19 protein-coding genes are annotated in these 14,741 nt (G+C 43.7%); all 19 read right to left on the reverse strand.

Annotated elements, in window-relative coordinates:
• Positions 1-77 precede the first annotated feature (77 nt).
• The 19 genes from U2H13_RS17310 to degS all read right to left on the reverse strand — a co-directional run bounded on the left by U2H13_RS17310 (position 78) and on the right by degS (position 14,666).
• Positions 78-455, reverse strand: coding sequence for a hypothetical protein (locus U2H13_RS17310; protein WP_021494092.1), 378 nt, complete (start codon positions 453-455; stop codon positions 78-80).
• Positions 456-464: 9 nt separating this feature from the next.
• Positions 465-809: a flagella biosynthesis regulatory protein FliT gene (fliT, locus tag U2H13_RS17315; RefSeq protein ID WP_007407472.1), complete on the reverse strand. Its 345-nt coding sequence runs from the start codon at positions 807-809 to the stop codon at positions 465-467.
• Entirely contained in the window at positions 809-1,210 is a 402-nt protein-coding gene (gene fliS, locus U2H13_RS17320) for a flagellar export chaperone FliS (RefSeq protein WP_003151407.1), read from the reverse strand. The genes fliT and fliS overlap by 1 nt, the downstream gene beginning before the upstream one ends.
• 19 nt (positions 1,211-1,229) lie before the next feature.
• Complete coding sequence (locus tag U2H13_RS17325) at positions 1,230-2,750, reverse strand: flagellar hook-associated protein 2 (protein ID WP_021494093.1); 1,521 nt, start codon at positions 2,748-2,750, stop codon at positions 1,230-1,232.
• Between the two features lie 250 nt (positions 2,751-3,000).
• Positions 3,001-3,990 (reverse strand): flagellin, encoded by a 990-nt coding sequence (locus tag U2H13_RS17330; protein ID WP_021494094.1) that lies wholly within the window; start codon positions 3,988-3,990, stop codon positions 3,001-3,003.
• A gap of 143 nt (positions 3,991-4,133) precedes the next feature.
• Positions 4,134-4,358, reverse strand: coding sequence for a carbon storage regulator CsrA (gene csrA, locus U2H13_RS17335; RefSeq protein ID WP_003151402.1), 225 nt, complete (start codon positions 4,356-4,358; stop codon positions 4,134-4,136).
• Positions 4,352-4,783, reverse strand: a complete 432-nt coding sequence (fliW, locus tag U2H13_RS17340) for a flagellar assembly protein FliW (RefSeq protein WP_021494095.1) — start codon at positions 4,781-4,783, stop codon at positions 4,352-4,354. The genes csrA and fliW overlap by 7 nt, the downstream gene beginning before the upstream one ends.
• A 29-nt stretch (positions 4,784-4,812) precedes the next feature.
• Entirely contained in the window at positions 4,813-5,382 is a 570-nt protein-coding gene (locus U2H13_RS17345) for a DUF6470 family protein (protein WP_003151397.1), read from the reverse strand.
• Between the two features lie 90 nt (positions 5,383-5,472).
• A complete protein-coding gene (gene flgL, locus U2H13_RS17350) occupies positions 5,473-6,390 on the reverse strand; it encodes a flagellar hook-associated protein FlgL (RefSeq protein WP_007407477.1) in 918 nt (305 codons plus the stop codon).
• Between the two features lie 11 nt (positions 6,391-6,401).
• Entirely contained in the window at positions 6,402-7,919 is a 1,518-nt protein-coding gene (gene flgK, locus U2H13_RS17355; protein ID WP_014419008.1) for a flagellar hook-associated protein FlgK, read from the reverse strand.
• A 15-nt stretch (positions 7,920-7,934) separates the two neighbouring features.
• On the reverse strand, positions 7,935-8,417 hold the full coding sequence (locus U2H13_RS17360) for a flagellar protein FlgN (protein WP_003151394.1): 483 nt from the start codon (positions 8,415-8,417) through the stop codon (positions 7,935-7,937).
• A 14-nt stretch (positions 8,418-8,431) separates the two neighbouring features.
• Positions 8,432-8,698, reverse strand: coding sequence for a flagellar biosynthesis anti-sigma factor FlgM (gene flgM / locus U2H13_RS17365; protein ID WP_003151393.1), 267 nt, complete (start codon positions 8,696-8,698; stop codon positions 8,432-8,434).
• Positions 8,699-8,767: 69 nt separating this feature from the next.
• Entirely contained in the window at positions 8,768-9,187 is a 420-nt protein-coding gene (locus tag U2H13_RS17370; RefSeq protein ID WP_014419009.1) for a TIGR03826 family flagellar region protein, read from the reverse strand.
• A gap of 73 nt (positions 9,188-9,260) precedes the next feature.
• The gene (locus U2H13_RS17375; RefSeq protein ID WP_199449054.1) at positions 9,261-9,950 is read right to left on the reverse strand and encodes a ComF family protein; all 690 of its coding nucleotides are present in this window, start codon (positions 9,948-9,950) and stop codon (positions 9,261-9,263) included.
• A 5-nt stretch (positions 9,951-9,955) separates the two neighbouring features.
• Entirely contained in the window at positions 9,956-10,240 is a 285-nt protein-coding gene (locus U2H13_RS17380) for a late competence development ComFB family protein (RefSeq protein ID WP_003151389.1), read from the reverse strand.
• Positions 10,241-10,297: 57 nt separating this feature from the next.
• Positions 10,298-11,683 carry a DEAD/DEAH box helicase gene (locus U2H13_RS17385; protein WP_029972824.1) on the reverse strand — a complete coding sequence of 462 codons (1,386 nt, stop codon included), beginning with the start codon at positions 11,681-11,683 and terminating at the stop codon, positions 10,298-10,300.
• 107 nt (positions 11,684-11,790) lie between these two features.
• Complete coding sequence (locus U2H13_RS17390; protein ID WP_003151387.1) at positions 11,791-12,639, reverse strand: DegV family protein; 849 nt, start codon at positions 12,637-12,639, stop codon at positions 11,791-11,793.
• A gap of 97 nt (positions 12,640-12,736) precedes the next feature.
• Positions 12,737-13,426 (reverse strand): two-component system response regulator DegU, encoded by a 690-nt coding sequence (gene degU, locus U2H13_RS17395; RefSeq protein ID WP_003219701.1) that lies wholly within the window; start codon positions 13,424-13,426, stop codon positions 12,737-12,739.
• Positions 13,427-13,502: 76 nt separating this feature from the next.
• Positions 13,503-14,666: a two-component sensor histidine kinase DegS gene (gene degS / locus U2H13_RS17400; RefSeq protein WP_007407484.1), complete on the reverse strand. Its 1,164-nt coding sequence runs from the start codon at positions 14,664-14,666 to the stop codon at positions 13,503-13,505.
• Between the last annotated feature and the right edge of the window lie 75 nt (positions 14,667-14,741).

Raw genomic sequence — 14,741 nt, forward strand, 5'->3', positions numbered from 1 at the left:
TTATATCCGGCAGCTTCCGGCAGGATTATAAGTATATGCGGAAGACGCAGGCAAAAGACCTGCCGCTTGCAGCAGGTCTAGTGAAGAACATACGGTTTGATGCAGTCGTGCGTCTGCTCCATCCACAGCTTATAATGCGGCAGAAAGATGGTTTTTAAAAACTCCTGAAAAGGGGCGGACGGGAAATCATAATCATTTAACATGCTGAAATCCTGAAAGATCTCGTCAAATGAGCGGATCGCCGTCTCCACGCATCGGCACTCAATGATAGACAGCAGAAGTGCATGAGAGGAATCGAGATGAAAAAAAGCCTGAATCAAATCGTTGTAAATCCGCTCGCCCTCCGTCTTAAAAAAATCAGCCTGCGTGTCCAACAGGTAGCAAAGCCCCTCATCAATCGTAAAAAGAAGCTGATAATAGGCTGACACCAAATGGTAATCGTTCAAACTTCTCAAAACACTCACCTATTTGCGTTTGTCGTAATAACGGCCGTCACTTGTCGTTTGATGATACGGATTGAAATACGTATTATGGTAGATTCGTTTTTTCTTAAGCGTTTTTATTTCATTTCGGATACCATCCTGAATCCGTTTCACTTCGCCGGTAATCAGACGGTCCATCGCGGCCACCTGCTGAAGCAGCGTTTTTTCTTCTTCGGAAAAAGGCGGCTTTATGCCCGCAAGCATCTCCTCCCTTTTCTCCGTAAATGCCGTAACGCTGCTGATAAGACCGTCGCTTTCCGGGGCGTCCTTCAGCGCGGCGTACATGTTCTTCGTTTCGTTATACAAAGAAAAGACATTGCTGTTCATCAGGCAAGGCCGCCCGCGCCATGGCTGTTTTTCCGTTCACTCTGCATGGCCTGCTTCCACGTGTCGCGAAATTCAGTAACGAGCTTTTCCGCTTCATCTAAAAATTCTCCGTTATTCTGCACGTTCGCGTCGATCAGCCGGCGGCGGATGTAATCATAAATGGATGACATCTGTTCAGAAATCTCAATCTCCCGGTTTAACGTGATGCTGAGCTCTTGAATGATGTTTTGCGCCTTTACGATATTTTCATTTTTGGCTTCAAGGTTGTTTTGCTTCATCGCCTGCCTTGCCAGCTTAATGAATCGCAGGCAGCCGTTATAAAGCATAAGGGTCAGCTCTTCCGGAGCGGCTGTAAAGACGGATGTCTGCTGATAAGCAGCAAAAGGATTATTTATTGCCATTTTTATAAAACCTCCAAGGTTATGATGTTGAAGATCCTAACATTGACGTGAGATATGAAGATTGGCTGTTCAATTTCTCCAATGCCGTATCCAGTGCGCTGAACTTTTTATAATATCTCGTTTCGATGTCATCCAGCTTCGTTTTCATATTGGAAATATTTGTTTCTATTTCATTCAGGCTTTTTCCGATGGCAAAGCTGGTTGATACCGAGCTTTCCGTACCCGCCTGTTTTGAAATTTGAGTCTGCATTTTGTTTAATGTGTCTTTTAATCTCCGGGCAATCCCCTGTTCCTCCGGGTTTTTGGTTTTCGCTGTATCAGGGCTGTCTGCATTAAACAGTTTAGCCACGAGAGCAGGATTCTCGGTAATTTTCTGTTTCAGTTTCGCTTCGTCTTTAATAACAAGTTTTCCTTGATCCGTATAACTATCAGACGTCTCAATTCCGAAATCGGCAAGCTGATATTTTTTCCCGTCAATCGTAACCGTTGAGTACAAATCAAGCCGCATCTCCGCCAAACCGTTCTGCAGCGTGCTGTCGCTCCGTAATAAACCGCTTTTGGCTTTTGCCTCCCACTGCTCAATCTGCTTATCGGTCATCGCTTCTCTTTGTTCATCGGTTAGCGGCTTATAATCGCGGTATTTTGATTCTGTCACCTTCGCGTTTGCGCTTTTAATTAACGTATTGTATTTATCAACGAAATCTTTAATGTTGTCAAAAATCCCGTCCGTATCAGTCGTGCTGTTAATCGTAACCGTTTTATTGCTGTCCGTCACGCTGTTCAGCGTGTATTTGATGCCGTTGATCGTAAAGTTATTGGACGTTTTTGTCATTTCAAGCCCGTTGAACGTAAACTTCGCATTTTTCCCTTCGGCATTGGCCGTCAGTTCATTTGTCGCATCATCAACGGCAAAACCGAGCTGATCTTTCAGAAAGCTTTTGGTCGCGTCATCACCTGCGGCAAGTGTAAACCCTTCCCCCGTTTTATTGGAAGTGAACGCAATCGTGTCCACATAATCCGTGCCGTTGGAAATTTTCTCTTTTAAAGCCGTCACCCCGAGGCCTGAGCTGTTCAGTTTAGAAATGACATCGTCAATCGTATCGGTTGCGGCGATCGTGACGTTTACCTCAGTCGGCTTCGTTTCACCCGGATTTGTGACATTGAATTTCAATGTTTGGCTCTGACCTGAAGTGAAATTGATGGCGCCCGATGATTTATATGTCGTCGGCGTGGCCAGCTGCTGTACAGACATACTCGTTGAAATATTTTGCTCAGCACTGACGGCCGCCGCGCTGACACTGGAATCCGAACTTGTTACTGTTTTTTTATTCCAGTTTGTGGACATCAGCATATTATTAAATGTAGTAGAATACATGTCGGCAATCTGGGTATTCATTTCCCGATAAGCATCGCGCTTCCATTCAAGCGTCTGTTTTTGCTGATTTAATTTATTAAGCGGCTGCTTTTCGGCATCCATTAGTTTTTTCACCAGAGAATCTACATCAAGACCGGAATTAAGGCCTGTGATTCTTGTGACCATATGTACCCTCTCCTTTTCGGCGTTTAGTCGTAGACGGCTCTATGACAACAGTGAGTTTCCGACTGTTTATCATATCACAGCTCCATAAATGTATGATCTTATTCTTATATCGGTCATATTAAAAGGTTTTCAATAATGTAACTGCAAAATATAATGTTTCATTTTGTCAATAGGGTTCTTTGGCTTGCTGAAGGGGGAGATAGCTGAAGAAATAAAAAAAAGACCCTGGAGAACCAGGATCTTTCCGTCATTAACCTTTCAGCAATTGAAGAACTTGCTGAGGCTGTTGGTTAGCTTGCGCAAGCATAGCTTGAGAAGCCTGAGTAAGGATGTTGTTTTTCGTGTACTCCATCATCTCAGAAGCCATGTCTACGTCACGGATACGTGATTCAGCAGAAGTCAGGTTCTCAGAAGAAGTACCAAGGTTGTTGATTGTGTGCTCTAAACGGTTTTGAACCGCACCAAGTTTAGCGCGCTCGCTAGATACTGTGTCGATAGCTGTTTTGATTGTTGTAAGAGCTGAAGACGCAGCTTTAGCTGAAGAAGAGATGTCGATACCTTTAGATAACTTTTCGCCTTCTTCTAGTTTTTCACTTCCTACTAGAGCACCTTTATCATCATAATAACCGGCTTCTTTTGTAACTTTACCGTCTGTTTCTTCTGCGTCTGCCCAAGCAATAGTTGTATCACCTGATTTAAGTGTTCCATCAGCTTGAGCTGTATAAGTCGTACCAACATTCAGGCTTTCAGAGTCCATTTTATTGATAGACAAAGTCATGGTTTGACCTTCGTTAGCTCCGATTTGGAACGTAAGATCTTTTGCAGTTCCGTCAAGAAGTTTCTTCGTGTTGAACTCAGTGTCAGTAGAGATTCTTGTTACTTCAGATGATAATTGGTCCATCTCTTTTTGAAGCTCAGAACGGTCAGAATCTGTGTTTGTATCGTTTGCCGCTTGTGTAGCAAGCTCGCTCATACGCTGAAGAATGCTGTGAGTTTCGTTCAATGCACCCTCAGATGTTTGGATAAGAGAGATTCCGTCTTGAGCGTTTTTAGACGCCATGTCTAAACCGCGGATTTGAGAACGCATTTTTTCAGAGATCGCAAGACCCGCAGCGTCATCACCAGCGCGGTTGATCCGAAGACCTGAAGATAATTTTTCCATGTTTTTTGCAGCAGAGTTTGAACCTGCATTCAGCTGACGGCTTGTGTTAAGAGCCGCGATATTGTGGTTGATTCTCATTTTGTATTTCCTCCCTGAATTGTTTTTCGCACGTCCTTGTGCATTTGCGCAGCGTCATTCTGAAGAAAATTTTTCCTCTCATTGGCTACACTATATATATCGGATGGCCGCTTCTATTGTTTATATTGAAAATAAAAAAATCCTCACTTTTTTTGTGAGGATAAGTTAAGTAATAAATCGGTATTAAAAGATACGGCTCTGTTGTTCTCTTCCAGGATCGACAAGTAGATTTCTTTCCGGTGAATATCTACGTGCTGAGGCGCTTCAATTCCCAGCTTCACTTGTTCTCCTTCGATGGCGATCACCTTTATTTCAATATCCGGCCCGATCTGAATGGACTCATTCACTTTTCTTGAGAGAACTAGCATGATCCTCCTCCTATCAGATGTTTTGTTTCATAGGAAGCATCATGTAAAATGATTTGTTTCGCCTTCATTTCCTTTTTATTGACGATAATCGGCGCTTTTAAATTGGCGGTCGTGTTTTCAAAAGGCTCTTCCAACGTTAAAATCGCCATCACTTCGACGTCCTCTATATCTTCAATATGCAAAAGCTCAAGCGTCGCTTGGTCAATGTCAAATTCGTACCCTTTAAAGAAAATAAACGGACTGGCGACTATAAAGGCGATATGATCCTGTTTCACAGACTGCAGCGCCAAAAACGGTGAATCTTCCGACAAAGGAAGAACAACAAATTGAGTCTCGTCATTAAATCCCGGCAGGCCGTTTTCAAATGAGATAATCTGCCCTTCGTCTATTCTGATTTCTCCGTGATATTTTGTTTTAATTATCATGCTTCACAATCCTTTACCACTTTCATCTTTTATTCTGCGTTGCCATCGTCAACCGAAATCGTCACCTTAGGGTCTTGCATCATATCAATCTGAACTTTCCCCGGCGTATAATTCCATACAGGTTTATTGACGGCTGCTTCAATTGAAGGTTTGCGGGCTTCAATATCAATCGTAAGCTTTGAAGGAATGCAGTCAATGTCGACGAGAAACTGCGCAGGCAGAAAGTCGCTGAATTCGCCGAATGGATCGGGCGGACTGACATCTGCTGCCTGCCGGGCCATCACATTGCCCGTTTTCTTTTCGATAGCCGCCATTTCCTTCCCTTCCCTGACTGTTTTGGCAATAAACTCGCTGCAGGCTTCCGCACCTTTCTGGGCGGCTTCAGCGTTCAGCTTTTCAAATGATTTGAGATTCAAGTTCTCCCACGCCCTCGTCTGGTCAATCGTCAGTTTGGCCGGCGTGCTTTCAATGTTCAGCTCTGCCGGCGGCTGCTCAATTTCCAGGTCAGCGGGCGGCTGTTCCATCTCGATTTCTTCCTTTTGAAAGGTTATACCGATTTTAGCAGGCACACTGTCAATAATCAATCTCGGCATCTGCACAGAGACCCCTCCTGTTTATAGTATTTTAGTAAAAAAAGCGATCTCCCTAGTGTGAGTCGCTTTTTTATATATTGAAGACGGTCAGTTCTATTATTTCAGAAAGTCAATCAGTGACGGCTGAATGATATTCGCATTCACTGACAGCGCTGCTCTATGAACCGTCTGTTGAGATAAATAATCAACAATTACATCTTCCATTTCTACATCTTCATTATCGGACAATACTTTTTCAGCGGTTGCCGCTTGTGATTCCAATCTTGTCTGAATGAGTTCCAATCGGTTTGTGCGTGCGCCGATATTGGATTTTTCAGCATTCATTTTATCGGTAAAACCGTCAATATCTGACAGAATTTGATCTGAATCTGCTTCGGACAGCGTGCCTTTGCTTAAAGAAGCTTCTAAGGAGTTGAGAAATTCAAATACATTATCTCCATTTTGTGCGACGCCTCCGAAAGCTGAGTTTGGATCAGAATTCACTTTAAGCACTGCTCCGTTTGAGATGTTGATGTTAACATCCGAAGCACCGGTATAATTCTCATAGTTGTACGTATATGTGCCGTCGGCATTTTCAGTGATCGGCGGGACGTCTGAATTTGTTCCGTTAAACAGATAACGTCCGTTTACCTGAGTATTCGCGACAGAAACGAGCTGCTTTTTCAGCTGGCCGATTTCTGTACCGATTGCTTTCAATTCTGTTTCACCGTTCGAATCACTTTTCGCCTGAACCATCAAGTCCCGGATTTTCCCCATAATATCCGTTTCCGAGTTTACGCTTGATTCCGAGTTTTCCAGCCATGTAAAACCTTGCGAAACATTCCGCTGATACTGGTTTACCTGCGCAAGCTGAGTACGGTACTGCATTCCCTTCATTGCAACGACCGGATCATCAGAAGCTTTCGTGATTTTTTTCCCTGTAGATACTTGCTGCTGAAGCCGATCGAGCTTGTCATAACTTGAGCCGATAAATCGAAGAGAATTTTTTGCGATCATCCCTTGAGTTACTCTCATTTACTTATCTCCTATCTTCCTCCGGTGCCCATACCGTTAATAATTTTATCGAATATTTCATCTTGCATCGTTATAATCCGCGCAGCCGCATTATAAGCGTGCTGAAACTGAATCATATTTGTCATTTCTTCATCTAAAGACACTGCACTGACTGATTGTCTCCGTTCATCGGCTGAAAGGGTGTTGCTTTCAGAGTTGTTCATAAGATTGGCCGCTTTTTGTGAATTAACGCCCAGCTTTCCGATAAGGGATTCATAAAAGTCATTAATTGTAGTGGTTTCACCGTTAATAGTCAGCTTGCTGTTCTGTACGGCTGCAAGATTTGTCGCGTTGGTGCCGTCACTTTTTTCTCCGTTTAACGACGCTGCGATATTATCAGTAGACGCAAGAATTTTGTCACTGACTTTTATTTTCGCTGCCGCACCTTTTGCCGGCACCGCTTCATCACCGCTGAAATCAAAAAATGCTGCACCCTGTTCGCCTGTATAGGTCTTCCCTTTTTCATGAACTGCATTAAACGCGTCAGCAAAGGATAGCGCCATATTGTCAAGAGCCGTCAGCATTTCAGGATAAAGACCTTTTTCTTCTCCATTTGACATATAGCCGTATGATTCAATAAGACCTAAAAGTGAGCCTTTACCGGTAAATGCATCCGCATTGACCGTACTGCTGCCGACTGACACACTCGACACGAGGCCGCTGTCCTTGTCGTAGTTGATTTTCATTTCTGAAACTGTTTTTGTGTTACCGTCGAGCAGCGTACCGAGAGAATTGTTGTTTCCGTTCAGCAATTCGACGTTAACCGTGCCCTCAGCAGTCGCCAAGGCATGTCCGCCCGACTTATTATATGAAACTTTTATATTTGCCATAGAAGATAATTGATCAATTAATCTGTCTCTTTGGTCATACAAATCATTAGGGAGCATACCGCTCGGCTCAACTGCCGCTATTTGATTGTTAAGGTCATTCAGCTGATTGAGAATGGAATTGACCTGATCCGCTGTGTTATCCAGGTTCTTTTTAATATCACCCTGAATGTTAGTCAAAGAGGTAGATATATAGTTAAAACTTTCGGCAAGAGATTTCCCCTGCTCCTGCAAAACTGAGCGCGCTCCCGTATTTTCCGGATTCGTCGCCAGATCCTGAAGGGCATTCCAAAACGAACTGAGCGATCCGTTTAATCCGTTATCGTCAAGCTCTTTCATGACGCCTTCCATTTGCGACAATGAATTGGAACGGGCAGTATAGTACCCTAATTTTGTATTTTCAGTTCTGTACTGATAGTCTAAAAAACTGTCTCTGACGCGCTCAACTGAACCGGCTTTTACTCCTGTTCCGATTTGGCCGGCCGTCAGATCACTGTTTTTTGATACTGCGGGATAAGGGCTCGTCGATTGTAATGTGACGCGCTGCCTCGTATATCCTTCTGTATTTGCATTTGCAACGTTATTTGAAACTGTGCTTAATGCAGTCTGCTGCGCACTCAATGCACGCCTTGCTGTTTCGAGCCCCATAAAAGTCGATGGCATTGAAAATCCTCCGTTCTAAGCTTTTGAATCGAATAATGTCAAACGGCTGACAGGCTTGCGCGCCGCTTGCGGCTCTTTATAATTCATATTCTCTTTTTCACCCGGCATGATCATATCGAATGCCCCGGAGATGAATTGTAAAGCCTGAATCGTGAGCTGTTTGTTCATCTCATTCACTTCTTTCAGACGGTCAAGAAGCGCAGACAAAGAGTGAAATAACCCTTCAAGCTCCTGTTTTTCACTGCCTGAAGTTCTGGAGATGCATGCAGCAATTGTATTGTCCTCACCGCGGCTGAGAAACTGAGAAGTTAACCTGATTCGTTCTTCCTCAGTCTGTCCGATTGCCTGAATATACTTTTGCTCTTTGGTCAATATGTTGGAGAGCTCTTTTGTTTTACCTGCTTTCAGCGCTTCCGTTTTCTCCTCAGACAGCGTGAGCAGATGTTCATGCAGTGCGCAAAGTCGCTTCAGTTGATCAATAATTGGCTTTGCTGACATTGGCTTTCTCCTTTTTATTGCTTTTTATAGAAATTCACTATGTTTTCAGCGATGCTGTTTGAATCTATTTTATATGTTCCGCTCTCTATATCCGCTTTAAGCTGAGCGATTTTTTCCTGACGTGTTTTAGTGACCGCATCTGACGCATTTTGAAGCTCTTTTGCATGAGAAGAAATTTCCACTTTGTCCTTCGGCTTTGCAGCCTCTTTTTGTACGGCTTGCTTTTCGTAATTTTTTTGGTATGGATTAACGGATTGTGTTCCGTACTGATTGATTTTCATAGGATTCCTCTCGCTTTCTGTTCGCAGTCTAATTCTTTTATCGACTGCGTTATCAGTTAGTTTAGGGAATCAGGTGTTTTTGGTATTATAGGCATAGTATGTGTCTTTTGTACTGTTTTTTTCATCGAATTCAGCGGCTGTTTTTTGGTTCATATGGTCTAATTGCGACTCAATATCTGTCTGACAGGACTTGCAAAATTTCCCCGTCCTGATTGGATTTCCGCACCTTTCGCAAGGATATGCCAAATTCGGAAGCTGGCTGATCTGAATCCTTTTTTGTTTGATAAACTTGAGGATCAGCTCTTCATCCACACCTGTTTCCTCAGTGATCTGCTGCATCGTCGACTGTCTGTTGATCTGCTTTCTCAAAAATTTATAGACGGTTTCAAATGCTTTTTCTTCTTCTTTAATACATGCCTGGCACACGGTCTGCAGGTTCGTTTTAAAAAATAAAGCATTGCATTTTGGACAATTCGCCAATTCACCCATCGTATTAACTCCTATTCCTTCTTTAATCTGCCTTATATTTCTATCAATTATATCGGCAGAAAAAAAGAATGATTTAGCTTCTGATTAAAGTAAAAGAGGAGACCGATGACGCTTTACCCGCTGTCAGCAGGACTTCGGCGGCTTGGTGAAGTGTGGCGCCCGTCGTATAAATATCATCTATTAAGATGACGTTCATACCTTCGGCGGAGTTTTCGGCTGCTGAAAACTTTTTTTCTGCGGACAGCCTTTCTGTTTTGCTCTTTTTGGATTGTTTTTCATTGTTCAGTCGGATGAGGGGGAAAATGACGGGCATTCCGAGCAGAGAGGCCAGCAGCTCGGATTGATTGAATCCGCGTTCCGCCAGCCGTTCGCCGCTCAGCGGAATAGGGATGAGAGTATGTGTATTTGATGGATATGCCGCTTTAAAGCCGGCAGCAAAGTCACGTTCAAATGCTTGAATGATTTTCGCATCACCCCTGAATTTAAACCGGGCCAATGAGTCCTTCATCGCATCATTATACAAATATACCGAACGGTTTTGCCGCAGCAAAAAGCGCTTTTCCGTTTTTGATTCCCGGGCCGCACAATCAGCGCATTTTTCATTTGACTCCCGAGGCCTCCCGCATATACTGCATACGGGGCCTTCAATTTTTTCGAATTGGCTGCTGCATGCGCTGCATACCTCTTGCTCGGGCGCCAGAGAAAACAGAGATCTCCAAGTCAATGAACTTGAAATTGGTGAGTCACACAATAAACAATTCAGAGATATTACGCTCCTTCCCGAGTTTCACAGAACTCGCTTGGATTAACCGAAACAATCGCCGCTGATTCAGCCAGAATGACAAGCAGCGCCGTATTTTTCTGTTTATCAACTATCTCTGCTTTTGCATAAGCAACTTTCTTTTTATCTGTAACATATGCCGGTTCAGCCCGGTTTAGTGAAAGTGCCAGTACATCATTTTTGCATACCCGGCATGTGCATTTCATATGAAGCTTAGGCATATGGCGGTCGAGAAGTTCCTTTAATATGATTTCTTTAGAATTGACAAGCATGCTGACAGCTCCTCATAGGAAAGTATGAGTATACTGTATCACGTTTTCTGAAATTAACTAGTCCAACAATTTACTTTTTTGTGCCAATTTGTTCATATGTTCTATATGTTTTTTTGCTTTTTTCATTCCGTTTGTAATTCCGAAATGAAACATGACGACATCACCGCTGAAATGTTTATAATGCCTTCCCGTTCTGCCCGCGATCTGTACGAGCGCGCTCTCAGTAAAGATAGGTGCTTCTGCGCCGAGGACACATGTCTGAACTTTGGGCACGGTAACCCCTCTTTCTAAAATCGTAGTCGTTACCAGCAGGTCAAGCCGGCCGTCTCTGAATCGTTTCACTTTATCCTTTCTGAATGTGTCTTCCGCATGTACGCCTTCTGCCCGTATGTTTAATTTCCGAAAATAATCCGTTGTCTTTTTCAATACGTGTACAGACGGGACGAATAAGAAAACCGGCAGCTGTAATTGAAGTTTTTGGCGGACCCAATCCGTTACAGAGCGCGGCAGTTTTCCTTTCTGAAGCTTCTTCTTCCAATTGCCGCACCACAAAAAACGCGGCTCCGGGAGGGGTTTCCGATGATATCTGGCCGGTATGCGGACGCTTTTCAGCAAACCGGCTTCAGCCTTCTTTTTTAATGTGTCTGAAGGAGTCGCCGTTACATAAACAAGGGCGCTGTTTTTCTTCCTCGCTTTATCAACAGCGAATCTTAATGTCTCATCGGCTGAAAAAGGAAACGCATCTACTTCATCTATTATCATGACATCAAAAATGTCTCGGTAGCGCATCAGCTGGTGAGCGGTTGAAATCATCAGCGGAGTCAAGCGGCCTTTGTCCTCGCTGCCGCCGTACAAAGCAGAAACTTCGACTTTCTCAAATGCTTTATTCAGTCTCGGCAGCAGTTCAAGTACGACATCTGTACGCGGAGTTGCGACACAAACGCGCAAACCGTGATTCAGCGCAAACTCGATACCCGGAAACAGCATCTCTGTTTTCCCCGATCCGCAAACCGCCCATACTAAAAGCTCTTGTCTCTCTTTTATCGCATCTGTAAGCGCGGCGGCCGCCCGCTTCTGTCCGTCTGTCAGTGTTCCTTCCCAAGAAAGCTTTACAGGCTCCCAGCTGTTTTCAGGGGCTTGATTCCAAGAATATAATGATGTCAGTTCATCAGCCCTTCCCATCATGACACAGGCACGGCAATAGGTAATCTGCCTTTTGGCAGAGGGCGCCCAAAATGCCGCAAAGCTGGCTTGATCAGACTGACCGCATCGTTGGCAGACGTAACGGTTTTTCCGGCGGATGATTGACGGCTCGGCCGTTATATATTCTTTTTCTGTTAAACGCTTGATGCGCTGGTCTGAAAACGGTATCTCAGATCTCAATAAACGCCGGCCGTAAAAGAAATCCCGCACCTCTGAAAATTCTGAATCACCTTCGGACATCTCCCTGCCTCCTTTCTGCTCAAAGTATGCCTGCCGGGAATTTTTTTGTCGAATCACGAAAACTTAATAATAAAAAAATCTCCGCCCTTGAAAACGGAGATTTTCACTTAGTTTTTAAAGCACCAGCCGATTCCGATGGCGCCTTCCCCCAAATGGGTTCCGATCACGGCACCGAAATAGCTGTTATAGAATTCGACATGAGGATATTTACCGCTTAACTCCTGTATAATATCCGCCGCTTCTTCTTCCCTGTTTGCATGGATGACAGCTGCCCGCATCGGGATTCCTTTACTTGCATCCTCCCCAAACAGCTCAAAAATTCTCGAAATCGCTTTTTTGCGTGTCCGAATCTTCTCAAAAGGAACAATTACCTTATTGTCAAAATGAAGAATAGGCTTTACCTTTAACAGACCGCCGATAAAAGCCTGAGCGCTGCTTAGACGCCCGCCCCGCTGGAGGTGTGATAAATCGTCCACCATAAAATACGCACGGACTGTTTTTTTCATTTCTTCCAGCTCTTTTATAATCTCTTCCGGTGAGTCAACACCGTCTTTAATGAGCTGTGCTGCCTTTAATGCATAAAAACCTTGTGCCAAACAGCTGATCTCTGAATCAAAGGGATAAACTTTAATATGATCAACCATAGTGTTTGCCGAGGCGGCGCTGTTATAAGTTCCGCTGATTCCGCTGGACAAATGTATGCTTATGACTGCGTCATATGTTTTGCCCAGTTCTTCGTACAATGCGATTAATTCACCGAAAGAAGGCTGGGACGTAGTCGGCAGCTCATCATGATTTTTTACTTCTTTATAAAAACTTCTCCAGTCGAGTTCTGTTTCTTCGCGGAATGTTTTTTCACCGAAAACCACTTGGAGAGGGATCATATGAATATGATGTTCTTCTCTCATCTCTTTCGGAATATATGCTGTACTGTCTGTTACAACTGCAATCTTCATCACTTTACCTGCCTTATTAAGTACTTAATAAGTATTTTAATAGATATGCAGCTGTAAAAAAAGACTTGCCTTAACAGGCAAGTCTTCTCACACATGACTAACGCATCTCTACCCAGCCGTTTTTAATGGCTACGACAACGGCTTGTGTCCGGTCATTAACGTTCATTTTCTGCAAAATATTACTCACGTGATTTTTCACTGTTTTCTCACTGATAAACAATGATTCACCGATTCCGCGGTTGCTTTTTCCGTCTGCAAGCATTTGCAGCACTTCACATTCCCGTCTCGTTAATATATGTAATGGTCTCCGGATTTCCGGGTAAACCTCATGCTGAGGATGAGCAGAAACTCCGCTTGTCGCAAGACGGCGGAATTCGTTGACAAGATTGTGGGTTACTTTCGGGTGAAGGTAAGAACCTCCCTCGGCTACCACTTTCACTGCTTCGATTAAAGTATCTGCGTCCATCTCTTTCAGGAGATAGCCTCTTGCACCTGTTTTTAAAGCATGAGTCACATAGTTTTCATCATCATGGATGGAGAGGATAATCACCTTAGATTCAGGGTACAGCTCAACAAGCTGTTTAGTAGCCTCTACTCCATTTACATTCGGCATATTGATGTCCATTATGACAACATCGGGATGATAATGCTCGACGATTCGAGCCGCCTCATCTCCATCGTCACCTTCTGCTACCACTTCAAAGGTAGGTTCAAAATCCAATATTCTTTTTACACCCTCACGGAATAGTTGATGGTCGTCGATAATAACAATATTTACTTTAGTCACACGCTACGCCTCCTTATCCTATTGTTCTATATACGCCGCTGTTCGGTCAATATGTCTTTTGGCTCTATTTAACAAATTATAGGCCGAGAGATAACGGAACCTTAATCATGATAAATGTCCCAAGACCTATTTTAGAGTCTATCGTTATCGTTCCTTCAAGCAGATCTACTCTTTCTTTCATTCCCAGCAAGCCGAATGACTTGTTTTTCTTTTGTTTAGCATCCTTAATATCAAAACCTTTTCCGTTGTCCTTAATGATAAGAACGACAAAATCAGCGGTTACTTCCACTTTTACTGTAATTTCCTCTGATTCTGAATGCTTGAGTGCATTTGTGACGGCTTCCTGAGCGAGACGGAAAAGCGCCACTTCAAATTGCGGGGCAAGCCTTTGGTTCTCCGTGTCTCCGATGCACTGAAAATGTATTTTCACCTTTCCGTTGTATTCTTCAGTTGTATAAAGATATTTTCTCAGTGTCGGAATCAGCCCGAGATCGTCCAATGCCATCGGTCTTAAATCATATATAATCCTTCTGACTTCGTAAAGGGCATTCCGCACATTCTGCCGCAGATTTCTGATTTCCTGAAATCCGTCCTCCGTGCCGCGGTCGCGGAAGATCCGTTCAATTAATTCCGATCTCATCATGACATTTGCCAGCATTTGCGCGGGACCGTCATGAATTTCTCTGGAAACTCTTTTTCTTTCTTCCTCTTGGGCTTCAATGATTCTTAAACCGAAATCTTGTTTAGCCTGCGCATCGGCAAGAAGAAGCCCCACTTGGCGAAGGTCTTGATTCAGGTAATTCAGAACGACGGTTATTTGGCTGACCAACGATTCTGACCGTTCAATGATTTCCTGAAGCCCTAAAAGCCGGCGTTCTAAATCATCTCTGCGCTCCCGCAGCTGCTTTTCACGCTGTTGGATCATCGTCAGTTCCACTTGAAGTTTGTGCGCCTTTTCATAGGCGTTGCGAATTTCTTCTTCGCTGAACTTATGGAAATTTCTGCTTACTTCAGACAAGCGGTTTCGTGCGTGCCGCGTATGAACTTCAAGTTTGTCGCCCAGCTCAATGACTTCGTAGACCTGCTGTTTGATCTGTTTGAGTTCTTCGACCAGCTGCTCATATTGCTGGCGCGACTGCTCTCCGATTTGAAAAACCTCGTCCTTACTCCCGTCCACGGTTTTCAGCATTTTCATAAGTATAGAATCCAAAACTTTGGAGTCCATCTTCGATTTATTCATCTGTCTCCCTCCGTAACGGTGTTGTTATGTATTTTTATTATAAATGTAATTGAACTGCAATTTATGTCGAATTAT

Source organism: Bacillus sp. A1 (assembly GCF_042296235.1).
GTDB classification, from domain to species: Bacteria; Bacillota; Bacilli; order Bacillales; family Bacillaceae; genus Bacillus; species Bacillus velezensis.